This window comes from Actinophytocola sp. KF-1 (assembly GCF_054661535.1).
Map to the genome: position 1 here is coordinate 91,622 of NZ_BAAFVK010000012.1, position 20,082 is coordinate 111,703.

At 72.5% G+C, this 20,082-nt stretch carries 16 protein-coding genes; 3 read left to right on the plus strand and 13 right to left on the minus strand.

What is annotated here, in order from left to right; translation table 11 throughout:
• The 7 genes from mraY to ACYQ77_RS32225 all read right to left on the minus strand — a co-directional run bounded on the left by mraY (position 1) and on the right by ACYQ77_RS32225 (position 8,036).
• Positions 1-1,089 (minus strand): phospho-N-acetylmuramoyl-pentapeptide-transferase, encoded by a 1,089-nt coding sequence (gene mraY / locus ACYQ77_RS32195; protein ID WP_459717937.1) that lies wholly within the window; start codon positions 1,087-1,089, stop codon positions 1-3.
• Positions 1,086-2,546 (minus strand): UDP-N-acetylmuramoyl-tripeptide--D-alanyl-D-alanine ligase, encoded by a 1,461-nt coding sequence (locus ACYQ77_RS32200; protein ID WP_459717940.1) that lies wholly within the window; start codon positions 2,544-2,546, stop codon positions 1,086-1,088. The genes mraY and ACYQ77_RS32200 overlap by 4 nt, the downstream gene beginning before the upstream one ends.
• The gene (locus ACYQ77_RS32205; protein ID WP_459717942.1) at positions 2,543-4,084 is read right to left on the minus strand and encodes a UDP-N-acetylmuramoyl-L-alanyl-D-glutamate--2,6-diaminopimelate ligase; all 1,542 of its coding nucleotides are present in this window, start codon (positions 4,082-4,084) and stop codon (positions 2,543-2,545) included. The genes ACYQ77_RS32200 and ACYQ77_RS32205 overlap by 4 nt, the downstream gene beginning before the upstream one ends.
• Positions 4,085-4,155: 71 nt before the next feature.
• Entirely contained in the window at positions 4,156-4,821 is a 666-nt protein-coding gene (locus ACYQ77_RS32210; protein WP_459717944.1) for a rhomboid family intramembrane serine protease, read from the minus strand.
• Positions 4,822-5,622: 801 nt separating this feature from the next.
• The gene (locus ACYQ77_RS32215) at positions 5,623-6,834 is read right to left on the minus strand and encodes an RNA polymerase sigma factor (protein WP_459717947.1); all 1,212 of its coding nucleotides are present in this window, start codon (positions 6,832-6,834) and stop codon (positions 5,623-5,625) included.
• Positions 6,835-7,182: a YciI family protein gene (locus ACYQ77_RS32220; protein WP_459717950.1), complete on the minus strand. Its 348-nt coding sequence runs from the start codon at positions 7,180-7,182 to the stop codon at positions 6,835-6,837.
• A gap of 71 nt (positions 7,183-7,253) precedes the next feature.
• A complete protein-coding gene (locus tag ACYQ77_RS32225; RefSeq protein WP_459717953.1) occupies positions 7,254-8,036 on the minus strand; it encodes a TetR/AcrR family transcriptional regulator in 783 nt (260 codons plus the stop codon).
• A gap of 73 nt (positions 8,037-8,109) precedes the next feature.
• On the opposite strand from ACYQ77_RS32225, the gene ACYQ77_RS32230 reads away from it, so the two are divergent.
• Positions 8,110-10,374: an ATP-binding cassette domain-containing protein gene (locus ACYQ77_RS32230; protein ID WP_459717955.1), complete on the plus strand. Its 2,265-nt coding sequence runs from the start codon at positions 8,110-8,112 to the stop codon at positions 10,372-10,374.
• Between the two features lie 71 nt (positions 10,375-10,445).
• Here the strand turns inward: ACYQ77_RS32230 and ACYQ77_RS32235 are convergent, their stop codons facing one another.
• The 6 genes from ACYQ77_RS32235 to mraZ all read right to left on the minus strand — a co-directional run bounded on the left by ACYQ77_RS32235 (position 10,446) and on the right by mraZ (position 17,187).
• Positions 10,446-12,005 carry an SWIM zinc finger family protein gene (locus tag ACYQ77_RS32235; RefSeq protein ID WP_459717957.1) on the minus strand — a complete coding sequence of 520 codons (1,560 nt, stop codon included), beginning with the start codon at positions 12,003-12,005 and terminating at the stop codon, positions 10,446-10,448.
• Positions 12,006-12,050: 45 nt separating this feature from the next.
• Positions 12,051-12,938 carry a haloalkane dehalogenase gene (locus ACYQ77_RS32240; RefSeq protein WP_459717960.1) on the minus strand — a complete coding sequence of 296 codons (888 nt, stop codon included), beginning with the start codon at positions 12,936-12,938 and terminating at the stop codon, positions 12,051-12,053.
• An 11-nt stretch (positions 12,939-12,949) separates the two neighbouring features.
• A complete protein-coding gene (locus tag ACYQ77_RS32245; RefSeq protein WP_459717963.1) occupies positions 12,950-15,013 on the minus strand; it encodes a peptidoglycan D,D-transpeptidase FtsI family protein in 2,064 nt (687 codons plus the stop codon).
• Between the two features lie 79 nt (positions 15,014-15,092).
• On the minus strand, positions 15,093-15,638 hold the full coding sequence (locus ACYQ77_RS32250) for a septum formation initiator (RefSeq protein ID WP_459717965.1): 546 nt from the start codon (positions 15,636-15,638) through the stop codon (positions 15,093-15,095).
• Positions 15,635-16,597 (minus strand): 16S rRNA (cytosine(1402)-N(4))-methyltransferase RsmH, encoded by a 963-nt coding sequence (gene rsmH, locus ACYQ77_RS32255; RefSeq protein WP_459717968.1) that lies wholly within the window; start codon positions 16,595-16,597, stop codon positions 15,635-15,637. The genes ACYQ77_RS32250 and rsmH overlap by 4 nt, the downstream gene beginning before the upstream one ends.
• Before the next feature lie 158 nt (positions 16,598-16,755).
• Positions 16,756-17,187 carry a division/cell wall cluster transcriptional repressor MraZ gene (mraZ, locus tag ACYQ77_RS32260; RefSeq protein WP_184814412.1) on the minus strand — a complete coding sequence of 144 codons (432 nt, stop codon included), beginning with the start codon at positions 17,185-17,187 and terminating at the stop codon, positions 16,756-16,758.
• A gap of 618 nt (positions 17,188-17,805) precedes the next feature.
• On the opposite strand from mraZ, the gene ACYQ77_RS32265 reads away from it, so the two are divergent.
• Positions 17,806-18,786, plus strand: a complete 981-nt coding sequence (locus tag ACYQ77_RS32265; protein ID WP_459718533.1) for an AAA family ATPase — start codon at positions 17,806-17,808, stop codon at positions 18,784-18,786.
• Between the two features lie 7 nt (positions 18,787-18,793).
• On the plus strand, positions 18,794-20,071 hold the full coding sequence (locus tag ACYQ77_RS32270; RefSeq protein WP_459717971.1) for a DUF58 domain-containing protein: 1,278 nt from the start codon (positions 18,794-18,796) through the stop codon (positions 20,069-20,071).
• Positions 20,072-20,082: the final 11 nt, after the last annotated feature.

The following is a 20,082-nucleotide window of genomic DNA, read 5'->3' on the forward strand; positions in this document are numbered from 1 at the left end:
TCAGCTGCCCGCCGCGGTCAGCCACTCCGAGTAGAAGAGGCCGAGTCCGAACATCGCGCAGATCCCGGCGAGCAGCCAGAACCTGATGATCACCGTGGTTTCCGCCCACCCGGCTAGCTCGAAGTGGTGGTGGAAGGGCGCCATGCGGAAGAGCCGCCGCCGGGACGTGCGGAAGACCGCGATCTGCAGCACCACCGACAGCATCTCGACCACGAACAGGCCGCCGACGATGACCATCAGCAGCTCGGTCTGCGTGGTGATCGACAGGCCGGCGACCAGGCCGCCGAGCGCGAGCGAGCCGGTGTCGCCCATGAAGATCTTCGCCGGTGCCGCGTTCCACCACAGGAAGCCGATGCAGGCGCCCATGGCCGCGGCGGCGACCACCGCCAGGTCGAGCGGGTCGCGCACGTCGTAGCAGCCCGGGCCCGGGTCCGGCGAGCCGCAGTTGTACCGGAACTGCCAGAACGTGATGACCACGTAGGTGCCGAACACCATCGCCGACGAACCGCCCGCGAGCCCGTCGAGGCCGTCGGTGAAGTTCACCGCGTTCGACCAGCCGGACACCAGCAGGTAGCAGAAGACGACGAACCCGATCGTGCCGAACGAGATGACCGTGAGGTCGCGGACGAACGACAGGTTGACCGACGCCGGCCGGAAGCCGTACTCGTCGGCGAAGTTCACCGCCAGCACCGCGAACGCGACGGCGACGACCAGCTGGCCGACCATCTTCGCGGTCTTGTTCAACCCGAGGTTGCGCTGCTTGCGGATCTTGATGAAGTCGTCGAGGAAGCCGACCAGGCCCAGGCCCGTGGTCAGGAACAGCACCAGCAGACCGGACGCCGTCGGCGACTCGCCGACCGGGTCCGACATCGCGTTGAACAGGTGCGCGACCAGGTACCCGGCCCACATGGCCACCAGGATCGCGACACCACCCATGGTCGGGGTGCCGCGCTTGGACTTGTGCCCCTCCGGGCCCTCCTCGCGGATCTCCTGGCCGAAGCCCTGCCGGGAGAACACCCGGATCAGGTACGGCGTGAACAGGATGGAGACGATGAGCGCGATCGCGGCGGCGATCAGGATGCCGATCACGCGCGGCTCCCCAGCAGCGCGTCGGCGACGCGCCACAGTCGGTGCGCGTTGGCGGCCTTGACCAGGACCACGTCGCCCGCGCGCAGCTCGGCGCGCAGCAGGTCGACCGCGGCGTCTACATCGGGCACCAGGACCGGCTCCTCTCCAGGCGAGCCCGCTCGGCTCGCACCTTGCTGCATGGGCTGTGCGGCCGCGCCGACCACGACCAGCCGGTCGACGGCGAGGTCCGCGGCGAGGCGGCCGATCTCCTCGTGCACGCGGTCGTGGTCGGCGCCCAGCTCCGCGAGCGGTCCGAGCACGGCCCACGCGCGGCCGTTCCCGGCCCCGCTGATGGTCACCAGCGTCTTCAGCGCCTCGCGGGTGGCCTCCGGACTCGCGTTGTACGAGTCGTTGATGACCGTGACCCCGTCGTCGGTGGTCTCGACCGCCATCCGGCGCGCGGACACCGCCTTCGCCGTGGACAGGCCCTCGGCCACCTCGTCGAGGGACATCCCGGCGGCCAGCGCGACCGCGGCGGCGGCCAGCGCGTTCGCCACCATGTGCGCGCCGTGCAGGTTCAGCGTGACCCGCGCCTGCCCCGTCGCGGTGACGAGCGTGAAGGACGCCCTGGCCTGGGCGTCCAGGTCGACGTCGGAGGCGCGCACGTCGGCGTGCAGGGCGCGGCCGAAGGTCACCACCCGCGCCTTCGTCCGGCTCGCCATGGCCGAGACGTGCGGGTCGTCGGCGTTGAGCACGGCGACGCCGCCCTCGGACAGCGCCTCGACCAGCTCGCCCTTGGCCTGCGCGATCGCCTCCTGGGAGCCGAACTCCTCGATGTGCGAGGTGCCGACGTTCAGCACGGCCCCGATCGTCGGCGGCGCGATCGCGCACAGGCCCGCGATGTGGCCGACCCCGCGCGCGGACAGCTCCAGCACCAGGTGCTTGGTGTGCTCGTCGGCCCGCAGCACGGTCCACGGGTGGCCGATCTCGTTGTTGAACGACCCGGGCGGCGCGACGGTGGCGCCGCGCGCGCTCAGCAGCGCGGCGATGAGGTCCTTGGTGGAGGTCTTGCCCGCCGACCCGGTGACGCCGACGGTCAGCATGCCCCGCGCGGTGAGCCTGCCCGCGACCTCGCGGGCCACGGCGGCGAACCCGGCGAGCACGGCGGCGCCGCTGCCGTCGGTGTCGCCCGCGAGCGCGTACACGCGGGACGGCCCGTCGACCGCGACGGGCGGGACGAGCACGGCGGGCGCGCCGACCTCGCGGGCGGCCAGCACGGCGACCGCGCCGTCGGCGACCGCCTGCGCGGCGAAGTCGTGGCCGTCGACCCGCTCGCCCGGCATCGCGACGAACAGACCGCCCGGGGTGACCTTGCGCGAGTCGAACTCGACGGTGCCGGTGACGGTCTCGTCGCCGGTCGCGTTGTGGAGGCGCCCGCCGGTCGCCTCGGCGATGTCCTTGAGCGTCAGGGGGATCACGTGTTCTTCTCCAGCCGCTCGGAGATGGCGGCCCTCAGCTCGTCGTGGTCGGAGAACGGGTGCACGACCCCGTTGATCTCCTGGCCGGTCTCGTGGCCCTTGCCCGCGATGACGACGACGTCACCGGGCCGTGCGCGGTTCACCGCCTCGGCGATCGCGGCGCGCCGGTCGCCGATGTCCAGCACCTCGCCGCGCTCCCCGGGCGGCACCGACTCCGCCCCGGCCAGCATCGCGGCGCGGATCGCGGCGGGGTCCTCGGTGCGCGGGTTGTCGTCGGTGACGATCAGCAGGTCGCTGCGGCGGGCCGCGGCCTCGCCCATCATGGGCCGCTTCTCGGTGTCGCGGTCGCCGCCGCAGCCCAGCACCGCGAGCACGCGGCCGTCGGTGCGCGCCCGCATCGCGTCGAGCGCCTGCGCGACCGCCTCCGGCTTGTGCGCGTAGTCGACGACCGCGGTGAAGTCCTGGCCGAGCGCGACCCGCTCCATCCGGCCGGGCACCTCGACGGCGCCGAGCCCGGCCGCGATGTCGGTGGGCGCCACCCCGACCGCGTGCAAGCAGGCGGCGGCCACCAGCGCGTTCGCCACGTTGAACCGGCCCGGCATCGGCAGCGTCACCGGCAGCGTCAGCCCGTCCGGCCCGTGCACGGTGAACGTCTGCTCGCCGGTGTAGGAGGTGGTGAGGCCGGACGCGGACCAGTCGCCGCCGCCCTGGGTGGCGACGGTGACCGTGCCCGGGGTGACGAGGCGCTTGCCCCACTCGCCGTCCACGCACACCACCTCGGTGGTGGACCGGCCGTCGAACAGCAGCGCCTTGGCCTGGAAGTAGTCCTCCATGTCGGGGTGGAAGTCCAGGTGGTCGCGGGAGAGGTTGGTGAACGCGCCGACGGTGAACCGGGTGCCGCTGACCCGGCCGAGCGCGAGCGCGTGGCTCGACACCTCCATCGGCACGTGCGTGACGCCGCGCTCCACCATCACCGCGAACAGCGCCTGCAGGTCCGGCGCCTCCGGGGTGGTGAACGCGCTCGCGAGCCGCTCGCCCGCGATCCGCGTCTCGACCGTGCCGACCAGCCCGGTCTTCGACCCGGCGGCACGCAGGCCCGCGTCGATCATGTACGTGGTGGTCGTCTTGCCGGACGTGCCGGTGACCCCGATGACCGACAGGCGCAGCGACGGCTCGCCGTAGATCCAGGCGGCGACCGACCCGAGCACCTGCCGGGGGTCGTCGTGGACGACGACCGGGACGTCCTTCAGCGCGGCGCGCCGGGCGCCCTCCTCGTCGGTGAGCACCGCGACCGCGCCTGCCCGCACCGCCTCGGCGGCGAAGTCGGCGCCGTGCACGCGGGCACCGGGCAGCGCGGCGAACAGGTCACCGGGGAGCACGTGCTGGGCACGGAGCGTGGCGCCGGTCACGTGGACGCCGTCGTCCTCGCCGATGGCACGCGCGTCTGCCCGCGCCACCAACGTGGTGAGCGGTACTGGTTCGATCCTGGTGGGGCGAGGCGGTGCCGTGACGGCCTTGCCAACGAGCTTGGCGGGCACGTCGCGAGAGGTTACCTGCGCACGGAGGGCGATCAAGGACACCCTGGTGCGGTCGGCCGTGTCGCGTTGGGCTAGACGGCGGGCGGCAACCCCGTCATCGTGCCGTCGGACGTGTCCGCGACCGGCTTCTTCCGCCGCAGGCGCAGGAACAACGCCGCCACCATGCCACCCACGAGCCCGGCGACGTGGCCCTGCCACGACACGCCCTCCCGCCCGAAGCCCACCGAGTTCCACATCGCGTACCCGTAGGCGAGCGCGACGCCGATCGAGATGACGACGTCCGCGGGCCTGCGGTCGACGAACCCGCGCAGCAGCAGGTACCCGAAGTACCCGAACACCACCCCGCTGGCACCCACGGTGACGCTGTTCTCCGGCGAGAACAGCCACACCCCGAACCCACCGATGACGATCACCACCAGCGTCATCAGCAGGAACCGCTTGGGGCTGGGGATGGCCGCCATCAGGCCGAGGCTGAACAACGGCAGCGCGTTGCCCGCGAGGTGCTCGAGGCTGCCGTGCAGGAACGGTGAGGTCAGGATGTCGAGCAGGCTGCTCGGCTGTCTCGGCAGGATCCCGCCGGACTGCGCGAGCGAGTAGCCGGTCCCGGCGTTGATCAGCTGGACGAGCCACAAGAGCCCCAGGAACGCGACCATCAACGACGCGGCGCGCCCGATCGGGCTCGAGAGCGCACCCTCCTCGTCCGGTGTCGGCAACGGCGTACTCGGCAGAGTGCTCACGTTTCGAGTATTCGGCACCGGACCCAACACGGAAAGTCCACGACGATCACGGTTCCCGCTCGAACGGCGTGGTCGAGGTGTCGGGGATGGGCTTGTGGAGGTGTGCCCGGAGCGCCTTTCCGGTGGTGAGGCGCGTGCCTTCGCCGCTGCGCGGGCGCTGCGCGGCCCGCGAAGCGGGCGGGGCGAACCGGGCAGAGCCGCAAACGGGGGAAGGCACGCAGCGGCAGGCGCGAAGCGCCCCGCGAAGCGGGCAGGCGCGAAGCGCCCCGCGAAGCGGGCAGGCGCGAAGCGCCCCGCGAAGCGGGCAGGCGCGAAGCGCCCCGCGAAGCGGGCAGGCGCGAAGCGCCCCGCGAAGCGGGCAGGCGCGAAGCGCCCCGCGAAGCGGACCAGGCGCGAAGCGCCCCGCGAAGCGGGCAGGCGCGAAGCGCCCCGCGAAGCGGGCAGGCGCGAAGCGCACACCTTGCGGGCTTGACCGGGCCGCACCACGCCTTTCAGAGGCGTTCCCCATCACCGCCCTGCCCTACGACTCCGCCCGCCCTCGGCACACCGGGCGCTCGCGGACCAGCAGGTCCGGACCCCGCTTCGCGGCCCGCGAAGCGGGCGCGAACCGGGCAGAGCGAACCGAGCGGAGCGAACCGAGCAGAGCGAACCGGGGCAGGCACGCAGCGCCGCAAAGTGGGCGGAGCGAACCCGGCGGAGCCGCAGAGCGGAGCAGGCACGCAGCGCGGCAGTGCGAAGCGCCGCAAAGCGGGCGCACCGCGCCCACCGTGCGCGCCTGGCCAGGCCGCACCCTCACCCCGTTCAGGCTCGTCCCCGCGCCAAGGCCAGGAACTCCGCCTGCCGGCGAACCCGGAACTCGCGTTCCTGGACAGCGGCCGGACCGCTCAGCGACTCCCCCAACTCCCCCGCCGCCTCGGCGAACCGGCCTTCGCGGGCCAGCAGCTCAGCGCGGATCGCGTGCGCGCGCGGGCTCGGTGGCAACCCCGCCAGCAGTGCCAGCCCGGCTTCGGCGCCACACGCTTCCGCCGTCGCGACCGCGTGGCCCAGCGCCGCCGCCTCGTTCGGTGCCACCGACAGCAGCAGCTCGTACAACCGCACGATCTCTGCCCAGTCCGTCTCGGCATAGCTCGGCGCGCGGGCGTGCTCCGCCGCGATCGCCGCCTGCAGCTGGTACGCGTCCGCCTGCCCGGCCGTGCTGCGCAGCGAGTCGTTGAGCAGTTCGATGCCGCGGCCGATCGCGCACGTGTTCCACCGGCCGCGGTCCTGGCGGTCCAGCGTCACGACGTCACCCGCCGGGTCGAGGCGGGCCGGGCCCCGGGCGTCGGTGAGCAGCAGCAGCGCCAGGACGGCCGCCGGCATCGGCTGGTCGGGCAGCAGGCCGTGCAGCAGCTCCGCCAACCGCAGCGCCTCGGCGCACGTGTCCACGTCGTGGTCCGCGTGGCCCGCCGTGTAGAGGCTGTGGATCACCCCGCACACCGCGGGCAGGCGGTCCGGCAGCTCCGCCGCCGCGGGCACGCGGTACGGGATGCGGGCGGCGGCGATCTTCTGCCGGGCCCTGGTCAGCCGCTTCGCCGCGGCCGCCTCCGTGGTGAGCAGCACGGCGCCGATCTGTGCCGGGGTCAGCCCGCACAGGGTGCGCAGCGCGAGGGCGACCCTGGTGGGCGGCGACAGCGCGGGGTGGCAGCACGTGAAGATCAGCCGCAGGAGGTCGTCGGCGACCACGTGGTCCGGTGGGACGTCCTCGCGGTGCAGGTCGGCGAGGCGTTCCTTGTCCGCGCGGGCCCGTTCGCGCCGCAGGATGTCGATCGCCTTGCGGCGGGCCGTGACCGTCAGCCACGCCCTCGGCTCCGGCGGCACCCCCGTGACCGGCCACGCGCCCAGCGCCGCGATCGTCGCCTCCTGCACGGCGTCCTCGGCCAGCCCGACATCGCCGAGTGTCCGGATCAGGGTCGCGAGGATGCGGGTGCCCTCGACCCGGACGGTCTCGGCGACGGTGTCGTGCTCGGGCCGCACCTACTTGGCCGCGATGACCGGCCGGACCTCGACCGCCCCGCCCCAGGCCGCGGGGATCTCCGCGGCGATCCGCACCGCCTGCTCCAGGTCGTCGGCCTCGATCAGGTAGTAGCCGGTCAGGGCCTCCTTCGTCTCCGCGTACGGGCCGTCGGTGGTCACGACCTGGCCGCCGCGCGCGCCCTCCACCCGGACGACCGTGGCCGTGCTGGTCGGGTGCAGCACGGCGCTCTGCACGATGCTGCCCGCGTGGTCCACCCCGAACTTCCGGTACTCGGCCAGCTCCCCGGCGTGCTCCGGCGCCCACCAGTCGACGTCCGCGGTGTAGGTCAGTGCGAGGTACTGCGCCATCGGTCCTCCTCCGTCCCGGCCCACCCTGGGCCGTCAAGCATGGAACGAACGGGGCCCGTCCGGAAAGGACATCACCCGGACACCCTTTTCTCGATGCCGTCGAGCAGGGCGGTCAGGCCGGCGTGGAACGTCTCGGTCGCCGCCTGTTCCTGGTACGGGACGGTCTCGTCGCCGAGGGTGAACCCGCCCGCCCGCGCGAGCTTGGCGACCATCGGGAAGCGCTGGTCGAAGTCGGTGGCCATCTCCTCCAGCAGCGCCGACCGCGCGTACCACCACTCGTCGTCGCCGGTGCCGGTGGCGGCGGCCGCGTCCCTCGCCTCGGCGACGACCTGCGCGACACCGCGGACGAACTGGAACAGCGCGCCGGTGAGCTGCCGCGTCGCCGCCGGGTCGAGGCCGGTCTCGAACAGGATCCGCAGCACCTCGTCCAGCACCACGTACTCGTTGGGGCCCAGCACCGGCCGGGCCTGCGACACCTGCAGCACCCACGGGTGGCGCAGGTAGAACGCCCACAGGCCGGTCGCCCACGCGGTGAGCGCGGGCCGCCAGCCACCGGTGAGGTCGTGGGTGTGGTGGACCTCGGCGATCACCGTGTCGTACATGAGGTCGACCAGCTCGCTCTTGCTGGGCACGTACGTGTAGAGCGCCATGCCGGTGCGGCCGAGCCGTTCGCCGACGGCACGCATCGACAGCGCCGCCATGCCGTACTCGTCGGCGATCTCGATGGCCGCGGCGACGATGGCGTCGACCGTGAGGCCCTGCTTGGGGCCTGGTTTCGGCTCCTCGTCCAGCGGCCGGCGCCACAGGAGCGCCATCGAGCGCCGCGCGTCGCCCTGGCCGGCGAACACCACCACGATTGCAACTCCTTACGCCGTAAAGTACTGTCGCCCGGGCATCACTTTACAGCATAAAGAGAGAGGCGGCGACGTGCGCGACCCGGCCGACAGCCACGACATGATCGAGGTGCGCGGCGCCAGGGAGAACAACCTGGCCGACATCTCCGTCGACATCCCCAAGCGCAGGCTGACCGTGTTCACCGGGGTGTCGGGCTCCGGCAAGTCCTCGCTGGTCTTCGGCACGATCGCGGCCGAGTCGCAGCGGCTGATCAACGAGACGTACTCGGCGTTCCTGCAGTCGTTCATGCCCGCGCTCGGCAGGCCGGACGTGGACCGGCTGCACAACCTGTCCGCGGCGATCGTGGTCGACCAGGAGCGGATGGGCGCCAACTCCCGCTCGACGGTCGGCACCGCGACCGACGCGCACACGATGCTGCGGATCGTGTTCTCGCGGCTCGGCGAGCCGGCCGTCGGCCCGTCGACCGCGTTCAGCTTCAACCTGCCCGACGGCATGTGCCCGCGCTGCGAGGGCATCGGCAAGGTCAACTCGATCGACGTGGACCAGCTGGTCGACAGGGAGCTGTCGCTGAAGGAGGGCGCCATCACGGTGCCGAACTTCGCGGTCGACTCCTGGTACTGGCAGTCGATGGCGCACTCCGGGTTCGTCGACCCGGACAAGAAGCTCGCCGACTACACCGAGCAGGAGTGGCAGGACTTCCTCTACCGGCCGGCCACGAAGATGAAGTTCGGCGGCATCAACACGAACTACGAGGGCCTGGTCGTGAAGGTGCAGCGGCTGTTCCTGTCGAAGGACAAGGAGGCGGTGCAGCCGCACATCCGCGCGTTCATCGACCGGGCGGTGACGTTCTCGACGTGCCCCGACTGCGACGGCACCCGGCTGAACGAGGCCGCCCGGTCGTCGCGGATCCAGGGCAAGAACATCGCCGACTGCTGTGCCATGCAGATCAGCGACCTGGCCGGGTTCGTCCGCGGCCTCGACGCCCCGTCGGTGGCGCCGCTGCTGACGACGCTGGGCGAGACGCTCGACTCGCTGGTGGAGATCGGGCTCGGCTACCTGTCGCTCGACCGCGAGTCGGGCACGCTGTCCGGCGGCGAGGCGCAGCGGGTGAAGATGGTGCGGCACCTGGGTTCCAGCCTGACGGACGTGACGTACGTGTTCGACGAGCCGACCGTCGGCCTGCACCCGCACGACATCCAGCGCATGAACGACCTGCTGCTCCGGTTGCGGGACAAGGGGAACACGGTGCTCGTGGTGGAGCACAAGCCGGAGACCATCGAGATCGCGAACCACGTCGTCGACCTGGGTCCCGGCGCGGGCCCGGCGGGCGGGCACGTCTGCTACACGGGGGACGTGGCGGGCCTGCGGGCGTCGGGCACGTTGACCGGCAGGCACCTGGACCACCGGGTGACGCTGCGGCCGCGGGTCCGCACACCGGCCGGGCACCTGCCGATCCGCGGCGCGTCCCTGCACAACCTGCGGGACGTCGACGTGGACGTGCCGCTGGGCGTCCTGACCGTGGTCACGGGCGTGGCGGGGTCCGGCAAGTCGTCGCTGATCCACGGCTCACTGTCCACACGGGACGACGTGACGGTGGTGGACCAGTCCGCGATCCGGGGTTCGCGGCGGTCGAACCCAGCCACCTACACCGGCCTGCTCGACCCGATCCGCACGGCGTTCGCCAGGGCCAACGGGGTGAAGGCGGCGCTGTTCAGCGCGAACTCGGAGGGCGCGTGCCCGAACTGCAAGGGCATCGGCCTGGTGTACACGGACCTGGCGATGATGGCGGGCGTCGCGTCGGTGTGCGAGAAGTGCGAGGGCAGGCGGTACACCGAGGAGGTGCTCCGGTACACGTTGCGCGGCAAGAACATCAGCGAGGTGCTGTCGATGTCCGTGACGGAGGCACGCGAGTTCTTCCCGTCGGGCAACGCGCGGGCGATCCTCGACCGGCTCAGCGACGTCGGCCTGGGCTACCTGGGGCTTGGCCAGCCGCTGACCACGTTGTCCGGCGGCGAGCGGCAGCGCGTGAAGCTGGCGATCCGCATGGCGGAGGGCGCGGGCACCTACGTGCTGGACGAGCCGACGACGGGCCTGCACCTCGCCGACGTCGACAACCTGCTGGCGCTGCTCGACCGCCTGGTGGACAAGGGCAACACGGTGATCGTCATCGAGCACCACCAGGCGGTGATGGCGCACGCGGACTGGATCATCGACCTGGGTCCCGGCGCGGGCCACGACGGTGGCCGCGTGGTCTTCGAGGGCACCCCGGCGGAGCTGGTCGCGAGCGGCGACACGTTGACCGCCCGGCACCTGAAGCAGTACCTGGAGCGCCCGTAGCCGCGGCGGTCAGGTGGGCTCTGTGCCGGTTGTGCGGCCAGCCGGCACAGGCCCTGGGTTGCCCTGGCCGATCAGAACCCGGCCCGGCGTAACTCGTCCAGCAGGGCGGGCCGCCGGGCGTGCGCGAGCCGCAGGGACGCCACGAACCCCGTGACCGACTCCCCGCACCGCTGCGCGCAGGCCGCCAGTTCCTTCAGCAGCACGCACGCCTCCCGGTAGGCGTCCCGACCGCCCCGTTCCAGGCACGTCGACACCAACCCCTGGTAGGCCGCCAGCACCTCGGCGGGATGTGTCTCCCCGCGCAGCCGCAGCACCTCCACCCCCACGCAGTCGTGTTTGACCGCCGCCAGCCAGGCCTCCTCGACGTCCCCGTCGTCGATCAGGGCGCCCACCAGCTCCGCGGGCGGCAGCACGTCGAGCGCCCACGACCGCAGCCCGGACCACACCTTCGCCGCGGTCGCGGTCGTCCGCAGGCGTCCGTAGCACACGCGGGTCCGTGCCGAGCGGAGGTCCGCCTTGCGCAACTCCACCGCCTCGTCGCCGCGCTGGGCGTCGAGGTAGGAGTCGACCAGCAGCTCGGTCAGCGACAGGTCACGGGTCTCCGCAACCCCGCGCTCCGCCCACCGGATGGCCTCGTCGAGCCGTCCGGCGTGCCGGAGCACCGACACGATCTCCCGGTACGCCCGGACCGCGGGTAAGCCGTCGGCGAGGACGTCGACCAGTGTGTCCACGTCGCCGGACGTCTTCGCCAGTTGCTCGCGCATGCCGCGCAGCACCGTGTGGTCGGCGTCGTCGTCCAGCGACCGCCACGCGTCGTCCACGAGAGCGCGGTACGCCGCCATGCCGGTCTCGCCCAGGGGCTCGGCGAAGTCGCCGATGTCGATCGTCGGCCACGTCGGCCAGTTCAGGCGCACGTGGAACAGCCACGACGCGAGCTTCGCCGGGTTCGGTCTGGCCGCGGCACACGCCTGCGCGTACAGCTTCACCGCCCGGCGCGCCACCCCGGACACGGCACCGGCGTCGTCGTCGACCGTGCCCATCGCCGCGACGAGCAACTCGACGGCGTGCCGTGCCAGTGGCCTCGCCTCGGCGGCGTGACCGGCGTCGACGAGGTCGCGCACCGTGTCGAGGACGTCCCTGGCGCGGGCGGCGTAGCCGGGATCGGTGAACCCGCGGACCCGCAGCGCGGTGTCGAGCTGCCTGCGCAACACCGCCACCTGCGGCGCACCGGCGCTGCCTGCCGCACGCAACGTGAGCTGCCTGCACAGCGCCGGGTCGCGTTTCGCCTGCGCCAGCAGGAGTTCCACCAGTGCACGCTGGTCCAGCGCACGCAGGTACGCCTCCAGGTCCACCTCCGGCGCGGGGTCCCCGGCGGCCAGCACGGCAAGGCCCACCGCGACGCAGTGCTTGCAGAAGTTCCCCTCGAGACCGAAGGGACAACCGCACTCACCGGTCAGCACGTCGTTGTCCCGGCAGAGCCACACCTCGTAGACGTCCTTGCCCCGCACCGCCGCCCGCACCCCGAGCGCGGTCGGCCGCAACTCCCCCACCGCGCCGACGTAGTCCCGCCCACGGCGGAAGGAGCCGTCACCCGCGGCGGCGCGCAGATCGTCCTCGGTGAACCACACCATGGCGCAATCAAAGCGCACACCACCGACAATTCCCGAACCCCGAGGTCAGGAGCGCGTCATGAAGCGGGCGATCTCCTCGCCCAGCCGCTCCCCGGCGTCCTCCTGCAGAAAGTGCCCCGCACCCTCGATCACCGGGTGCTCGAGCCCAGCCGCGCCGGGGATCAGCTTGCGCAGGATCGGCGCCATCGGGCCGGTGATGGGGTCGCCGTCGCTGAAGGCGCACAGGAACGGCTTCTCCCACGCGCGCAGCACCTGCCAGGCCGCCAGGTTCGCGGGGGCCGCCGGGTCCTCCAGCGACACCGGCACCAGGCCCGGCATCACCCTCGGCCCCGTCTTGTACGACTCGTCGGGGAACGGGGCGTCGTAGGCGGCGCGGACCTCGTCGGGCAACGTGGTGCGGCAGCCGGACTGGACGAAGCGGCCGACGTCGAGGACCGGGGCCTTCTCGACCGCGCGGCGGAACTGCCACCACACGTCCGGCATGCCGTGCTCGCCCGTCGGCAGGCCGGTGTTGGCCGCGACGATCCGCGCGACCCGGTCCGGGTGCTCCGCCGCCACCCGCAACCCGATCAGCCCGCCCCAGTCCTGGCCGACGACGGTCACGTCGCGCAGGTCCAGCTCGTCGAACGCCAGCGCCCGCACCCACTCCACGTGCGCGGCGTACGTGTGCGCCGCGGCGCCCGGCTTGTCGGACCGGCCGAAGCCGATCAGGTCCGGGGCGACCGCGCGGATCCCCGCGTCGGCCAGCACCGGCATCACCTTGCGGTACAGGAACGACCAGCTCGGCTCGCCGTGCAGCAGCAACGCGACCGGACCGTCCTCGGGGCCCGCCGCCACGTACGCCATCCGCAGCGAGCCGACCGTCGCGTACGACGGCTCGTACGGGAAGTCCGGCAGGCCGGCGAACCGGGCGTCGTCCGTGCGCAGTGTCATGCCGAGCATGATTACTGCTGGATGAGCGGAACGAAAGGCGTCTGCCCCTTGGACAGCGGGATGTTGTACACCTGCGCGAGGTGCGAGGCGATGTCGTGGAACAGCGGCGCCGCGCTCTTGCCCTCCGGCGGCCCGCCGACGTACTTGGGCCGGTCGAGCATGATGCCAACGACGAACCGCGGGTCGTCGGCAGGCAGGATGCCCGCGAACGTGATCCAGTACTTCTCCTGGCTGTACCGGCCGAGTGCCTTGTCGAACTGCTGCGCCGTGCCGGTCTTGCCGGAGATCTGGTAACCGGTCAGCGCGGCGGCCCTGCCCGTGCCGTTGTCCGGGGTCGGCGCGTCCTGCACGACCGCGCGGAACATGTCGCGCACGACCTTCGCGGTCTTCGCGTCGACCACCCGCACCGGCTTCGGCTTCGGCTCCGGGATCCGCTCGCCGTCCGGGGTGACCCGCTCGGCGACCACCCTCGGCGGCACGCGCACGCCGTCGTTGGCGACCGTCTGGTACATGCCCGCCATCTGCAGCACCGTCATCGACAGGCCCTGCCCGATCGGCAGGTTGCCGAACGTCGACCCCGACCACTGGCCGCGCGGCGGCACGCTGCCCGGGCTCTCCCCGGCCAGCCCGACACCGGTGCGGGCGCCGAGGCCGAGCTTCTTCAGCAGCTCGGCGAACCTGTCGGGCCCGCACTCCTGCGCGAGCATCAGCGTCCCGACGTTCGACGACTTCGCGAAGATGCCGGTCGTCGTGAACGGCTGCGTGCCGTGGCTCCACGCGTCGCGGACGGTGCGGTCGGCGACCTGGATCCTGCCCGGCACCTGGTGCACGTCCAGCGGCGAGGTGATGTTCTGGTCGATCGCGCACAACGCGGTCACGACCTTGTTCACCGACCCCGGCTCGTACGGGTTGCTGACCGCCGGGTTGCCCATCGACTCCAGGTCCCAGCCGCCGCTGCGGCTCGGGTCGAACGTCTTGTCGTTGGCGAGCGCGTAGACCTCGCCGGTCTTCGCGTCCATGATCACCGCGCTGCCGCCCTGCGCCTGCGCCTTGACGACGTAGGCGGCGAGCGACTGCTGCAGGAAGTACTGCAGGTCCGCGTCGATGGTCAGCACGAGGTCCGAACCGTCGACCGCGGGCCGCAGGTCCCGCTCGGTGCCGGGGATGACGACGCCGTCGTCACCCTCCTCGGTGGCCACCTCCTGGCGGCCGGGCTTGCCCGCGAGCTCGTTGTCCCGCAGCAGCTCGAGGCCGGCGAGCCCGTGCAGGTCGTGCTTCTTGACGTCCTTGTCGTCCATGCGCCAGTTCGCGACGCCGATGATGTTGGCGGCGGTCGTCTTGCCCGGGTACTCGCGCTCCGCGCGGTACTCGGAGATCACCGACGGGTACTCGTCCTGGATCTCCCGCGCCACACCCGGCTCGACGTTGTGCACCAGGTAGACGAAGTTGGCGTCCTTGCGGAGCCTGCCGAGCAGGTCGCCCTCCGACACCGTGCCACCGAGCTTCGCGGCCATGAACCGCGCCATCTCCTGGGTCTCGGTGTCGAAGTTCATCGGCTCGCCCTTGGCTTTGCCGTCCTTGATGTTCTCGTTGAAGATGTCGATCTGCTTGCGCTGCGCCCTCGGCTGGAACGCGAGCGACCGCGACTCGACGCTGAACGCCAGCTCCATGCCGTTGCGGTCGAGGATCGAGCCGCGGTGGGCGGGCAGGTCGATCTCCGTCATGCGCTGCCGCTCGGCCTTCGCGGCGAGCGCCTCCGCCTCGAAACCCTGGACCTGGACGAGCTTCAGCCCGGCCGCGACCAGCGCCGCGATGAGGAAGAAGCGCACGGCGACGACCCGGATGTGGTGGTTCGGCGGCTTGCGCTTCTTGCGGACCAGCCGCCGCGGTCCCGTCGGCAGCGTGCGCGGCGGCGGCACCCGGCGACCGGAGCCGTGCACGGCTCGTGGCGGCAGGCCGCGTGGCGCGCCGCGGCCCTGCGACCCGCCGCGGGCGGGCACGCCGGACGCGGCGACCCGCTGCACCGGGCGCCGGACCGGGCCGCCGGGACGCCGCGCTCTCGGCTGTCCCGGCATCAGCCACCTCCTGCCGGGAAAGGCGCGTTCCCGGCACCGGGTGCGGTGAACGCGCCTTTCGCGGCCCTGCCAGGCTCGGTCATCCGCCCGCTCCCCGTCCGCCCGCCGGGGGCGGGGTCTGGCTCGCGGGCGGTGTGGGCTTCTCCACCGGCTTCGGCTCGCCGACCACGACCACCGTGCCGTCGGGCTTCACCACGAGCCGGGCCGGATCGCCCGCGGGCACCATGCCCATCGCCTTCGCGCGCTCGGCCAGCGACGCGGCGGACTCCTTCTCCGTCACCTCGCGCTGCAGCACGGCGGCCCGCTCGGACAGCCGCTCCACGTTCTGCTTCGCCTCGTCGAGGCGGTAGGAGTCCGCGATCGCCTGCGTCGACAGCCACAGCGTGGCCGCGACGCCGACCACCAGCAGCACGATGATCAGCACCGCGAACGGCACCCGCCCGGCGCCGCGGTCGAGGTCCTCGTCCACCGTGCGCTGGACCGGCCTGCCCTCGCGCTGCGCCCGCCGCGCGTACGCCCGCTGCGCCGCCGCGGACCTGGCACGTCCTGGCGTCCGGGTGTGGGCGGGCGCCTGCTCAACCGGCTCCGTCGTCCTGGTACGGGTCGGCTCTGCCTGGATGGTCATGCCGCCTCCAGAATCCGCTCGGCCGCACGCAACCGGACCGAGGCCGCCCGCGGGTTGTGTTCGATCTCCTGCTCGTCCGCCTGCTCGGCGCCCCTGGTCAGCAGCCGCAGCTGCGGCCCGTGCCCGGGCAGCTCCACCGGCACGCCCTGCGGCGTGCGCGACTTCGCCAGCTCGGCGAACGCCTGCTTCACGATCCGGTCCTCCAGCGACTGGTAGGACTCCACGACGATCCGGCCGCCCACCCGCAGCGCGCGCAACGCGGCGGGCACGGCGGCGCGCAACGCGTCCAGCTCGCCGTTGACCTCGATGCGCAGCGCCTGGAACGTCCGCTTGGCCGGGTGCCCGCCGGTGCGCCGGGACGCCGCGGGCACCGCGTCGTACAGCAGCTCCACGAGCGGCCCGCTGGTGGTGAACGGGGTGGTGGCCCGCGCCTTCACGATCCGGTCGACGATCCGCTTCGCGAACCGCTCCTCGCCGTAGTCGCGCAGGATCCGCACCAGGTCACCGGGTGGGTAGGTGTTGAGCACCTCGGCCGCGGTCAGCTCCGCGGTCGGGTCCATCCGCATGTCGAGCGGGGCGTCCTTGGAGTACGCGAAGCCGCGCTCCGCGACGTCCAGCTGCATCGACGACACGCCGAGGTCCATGAGCACACCGGCGACCCCGCCCCGCGGCGCGATCCCGAGCCCGCCGAGGACCTCCGGCAGCTCGTCGTAGACCGCGTGCACGAGGTGGACCCGGTCGCCGTGGCGGGCGAGCCGCTCGCGGGAGCGGTCCAGCGCGTTCGGGTCGCGGTCGAGCCCGACCAGGGTGAGCGCGGGGTGTGCCTCGAGCAGCGCGTCGGAGTGGCCGCCGAGGCCGAGGGTGGTGTCGACGAGCACCGCGCCGGGCGTGTCCAGCGCCGGTGCGAACAGCTCGAGAACGCGGTCGAGGAGAACAGGGATGTGCGCGGTCGAGCCCATGCCGAACACACCCCCTCTCCCGCCGTATATCCCAAACGGGTGCCGCCAGGTCCCCGCCCGCTCGTCGAACCTGGCGCCGGGGAAGGTGTGCCAGGGTCGAAGGCGAGCGGAACGGAGGCCTCGCGGCACCCGCGTCCATGCCCGTGTTCCCGCTCCCGTCAGAACACGCCGGGCAGGACCTCCTCCCGCGCTTGGGAGTAGTCGTCCTCGTGCTCGTCCAAGTAGGTCTGCCACGCTTGCGCGTCCCAGATCTCCAGGCGGGTGATCGCACCGATGACCACGCACTCCTTGGTCAGCCCCGCGTAGCGGCGGAGCTCCGGTGCGATCGCGATCCGCCCCTGGCCATCGGGCCGCTGCTCGTCGGTGCCGGCGAACAGGTACCGCTGGTAGGCGCGAACCGCCTCGTTCGTCAGGGGAGCGGCAGCCACTTTGCGTGCCATCTCCTCGAACTCCGCTCGCGGGAAGACGTAGAGACAGTGGTCCTGACCCTTTGTCACCATCAGCCCACCCGCGAGGGCGTCCCGGAACTTGGCAGGCAGCGTGAGCCGCCCCTTGTCGTCCAGCTTCGGGGTGTGCGTACCGAGGAACATCAGGGTCCGCACCTCCCCTACCGGTCCATCCGGACCAGCCATGGGGCCCCCTTCCGCCCCACTTGCCGCCACCGTACCCCACTTTTCACCACAGTCAACGTCGAATGACGCGGATCCTTCGCGAAAGTCCCGGCATTTGCCCAGGTCAACACGTGGGGGGCGAGGTGGGGGGCCGTGGCGGGACTCCCCCATCCGGGTGCCGCGCGAGCCCCCGGGGGTGCCCAATCCAGCGGCCGAACGGACCGATTTCGGGCCCGGCGGGTTCGGCGTGGGGCGTTGTGGGGAACTCCGGTGGGGAGAAGTGGCGGACCCCCGCCGGCAGGCAAGTCGCGGGCAATTCGGCCGACCGGAGCACACCGGGGCCGAAAGGCGTACAAGATAGAAGGAACACCCGCGCCCCCGCGCCGTGCCCGGAGGGGTGGGGTACTTCTCGGAGGTTTGACACACTTCGTAGCAGGCTCTGTCGAGCCTACGAAGTTCTCAGGAGGTCGCGTGACGTCGAGTACCCCGCCATCGGCGCTGCCCGGTAATCCCTACGCGGCACACGGCGGCGACCCCTACGCCCACAACGGCGACCAGAACGCGCAGCAGCACACCCACTACCGCCAGGTCGCGCCGCTGGACGAGCTCGGCGCGGCGGCGCAGCGGATCGCGGCGAACGTCGAGCGGGTCCTGGTCGGCAAGCCGGAGGTCGTGCGCATCGCGCTCGTCACGCTGCTCGCCGAGGGCCACCTGCTCGTCGAGGACGTGCCCGGGGTCGGCAAGACGTCGCTCGCGAAGGCCCTGGCCAGGTCCATCGACTGCACGGTGAGCCGCATCCAGTTCACCCCGGACCTGCTGCCCTCCGACGTGACCGGCGTGTCGATCTTCAACCGGCAGACCAACGAGTTCGAGTTCCGCCCCGGCCCGGTGTTCGCGAACATCGTGGTGGGCGACGAGATCAACCGCGCCTCCCCGAAGACGCAGTCCGCGCTGCTGGAGTGCATGGAGGAGGAGCAGGTCACCGTCGACGCGAACACCTACCACCTCGAAGCGCCGTTCATGGTCATCGCGACCCAGAACCCCATCGAGATGGAAGGCACCTACGCGCTGCCGGAGGCCCAGCGCGACCGGTTCACCGCACGCGTGTCGATCGGTTACCCCGACCCGGCCGCCGAGCTCGCGATGGTCGACGAGCACGCGGGCCACAACCCGCTCGCCGACCTGCAGCCGGTGTCGCACGCGGACCAGGTCAAGCACCTGATCGAGACCGTGCGCGCGGTCAAGCTCTCCCCCGACATCCGCCGGTACGCCGTCGAGCTGGTCTCCGCGACCCGGCGGCTGCCGGAGATCCGGATCGGCGCCTCGCCGCGGTCGACGCTGCACCTGGTGCGCGCGGCCCGCGCGCAGGCCGCGCTGTCCGGCCGTGACTTCGTGGTCCCCGACGACATCCACGCCGTCGCCGTCCCGGTGCTCGCGCACCGGCTCGTGCTCACCCCGGAGGCCCAGGCGGGCCGCCGCTCCACCGCCGAGCTGATCCGCGCACTCGTGCAGCGGGTGCCGGTGCCACAGGCGGGGCCGCAGGGCGGCGCCGAGTGGGCCGCGCGCGGGAACAGGTAGTCCACCGGTGGCGCGGCCCCTCAGAGGTGCGCTCTCGGGTCTGACCACGCGCGGGCGGTGCCTGCTCGCGGCCGGGCTCGCGGCCGCGCTGTGCTCCGTGGTGCTGAACGAGCGGGACCTGCTGCGGGTCTCCGTGTTCGTGGTGGCACTGCCGATCCTCGTGTGCCTGCTGACCGCGGTGGCGCGGGTCGGCCTGCACGCACAACGCCAGATCAACCCCGTCCGCACGCCGGTCGGCGGGCGGGCCGAGGTGACACTGCACATCACGTCCACCGGCAGGCTCCCGACCGGCGGCCTGCTCGTGTCCGACGGCGTGCCGTACTCGCTCGGCGGCAAGCCGAGGTTCGTGATCGAGCACCTGCCGAGGCACACCGGCACCCGGCTGCGCTACCACGTGCAGCCGATGCTGCGCGGCATCCAGCAGCTCGGCCCGCTGAAGGCGACCATCACCGACCCGTTCGGGCTGGCCGAGTTCGAACGGGAGCTCGCGCACACGTCCCGGCTGATCGTGGTGCCGCGGGTGGTGAAGCTCGTCGGCGTGCCCGGCGGCTCCGGGCTCGGCTCCGGCGACGACGGCTCGGTGCGGCTCAACGCGGGCCAGGGCGAGGACGACGCGATCGTGCGCCCGTACCGGCAGGGCGACGACCTGCGGAAGGTGCACTGGCGGTCGACCGCGAAGCGCGACGAGATGATGGTGCGCGTCGAGGAACGCCCGTGGCGGGGTGGCACGACCGTGCTGCTGGACCACCGCGCGTCCGCGCACCGCGGCACCGGCGCGAACTCGAGCCTCGAGTGGGCCGTGTCGTTCGCGGCCAGCGTCTGCCTGCACCTGCACCGCTACGGGCAGCGGATCAAGCTCGTCACCGAGTCCGGCGGGCTGATCGTGCGCGACCACGGCGACGGCACCCACAACGACCACGCCGTGCTCGACGCGCTGGCCGCGCTGCAGGCCACGCCGACGACCAGCATGGACAGCGCGGGCGACCCCGCGGGCGGGCAGGAACTGATCGCCGTCCTCGGCGCGACCACGCCCGAGTCGCTGTCGCAGCTGGTCGGGCACCGGGCGCGCGGCACGCGCAGCCTCGCCGTGCTGCTCGACACCGCCGCGTGGGCGACGGCCGGCGAAGGCGGCGACGCGGGCACCGACATCGAAGGCGCGACCGCGCTGCTGCGCGGCGCGGGCTGGGGGGTCACCGTGGCACGGCCGAACACGCCGATGGCCGCGACGTGGGCGACGTTGTGCCGCACCCACGGCACCCGCGCCGACGCGGTGATCACGGGATAGGGAGTGGCACG

What these genes read in the sequence shown, in the direction of transcription:
- ACYQ77_RS32220 (WP_459717950.1), bottom strand. Translation starts at nt 7,182, where the DNA reads ATGGCGCAGTACCTCGCACTGACCTACACCGCGGACGTCGACTGGTGG.
- ACYQ77_RS32235 (WP_459717957.1), bottom strand. Translation starts at nt 12,005, where the DNA reads ATGGTGTGGTTCACCGAGGACGATCTGCGCGCCGCCGCGGGTGACGGC.
- ACYQ77_RS32240 (WP_459717960.1), bottom strand. Translation starts at nt 12,938, where the DNA reads ATGACACTGCGCACGGACGACGCCCGGTTCGCCGGCCTGCCGGACTTC.
- ACYQ77_RS32245 (WP_459717963.1), bottom strand. Translation starts at nt 15,013, where the DNA reads ATGCCGGGACAGCCGAGAGCGCGGCGTCCCGGCGGCCCGGTCCGGCGC.
- ACYQ77_RS32250 (WP_459717965.1), bottom strand. Translation starts at nt 15,638, where the DNA reads ATGACCATCCAGGCAGAGCCGACCCGTACCAGGACGACGGAGCCGGTT.
- rsmH (WP_459717968.1), bottom strand. Translation starts at nt 16,597, where the DNA reads ATGGGCTCGACCGCGCACATCCCTGTTCTCCTCGACCGCGTTCTCGAG.
- mraZ (WP_184814412.1), bottom strand. Translation starts at nt 17,187, where the DNA reads ATGTTCCTCGGTACGCACACCCCGAAGCTGGACGACAAGGGGCGGCTC.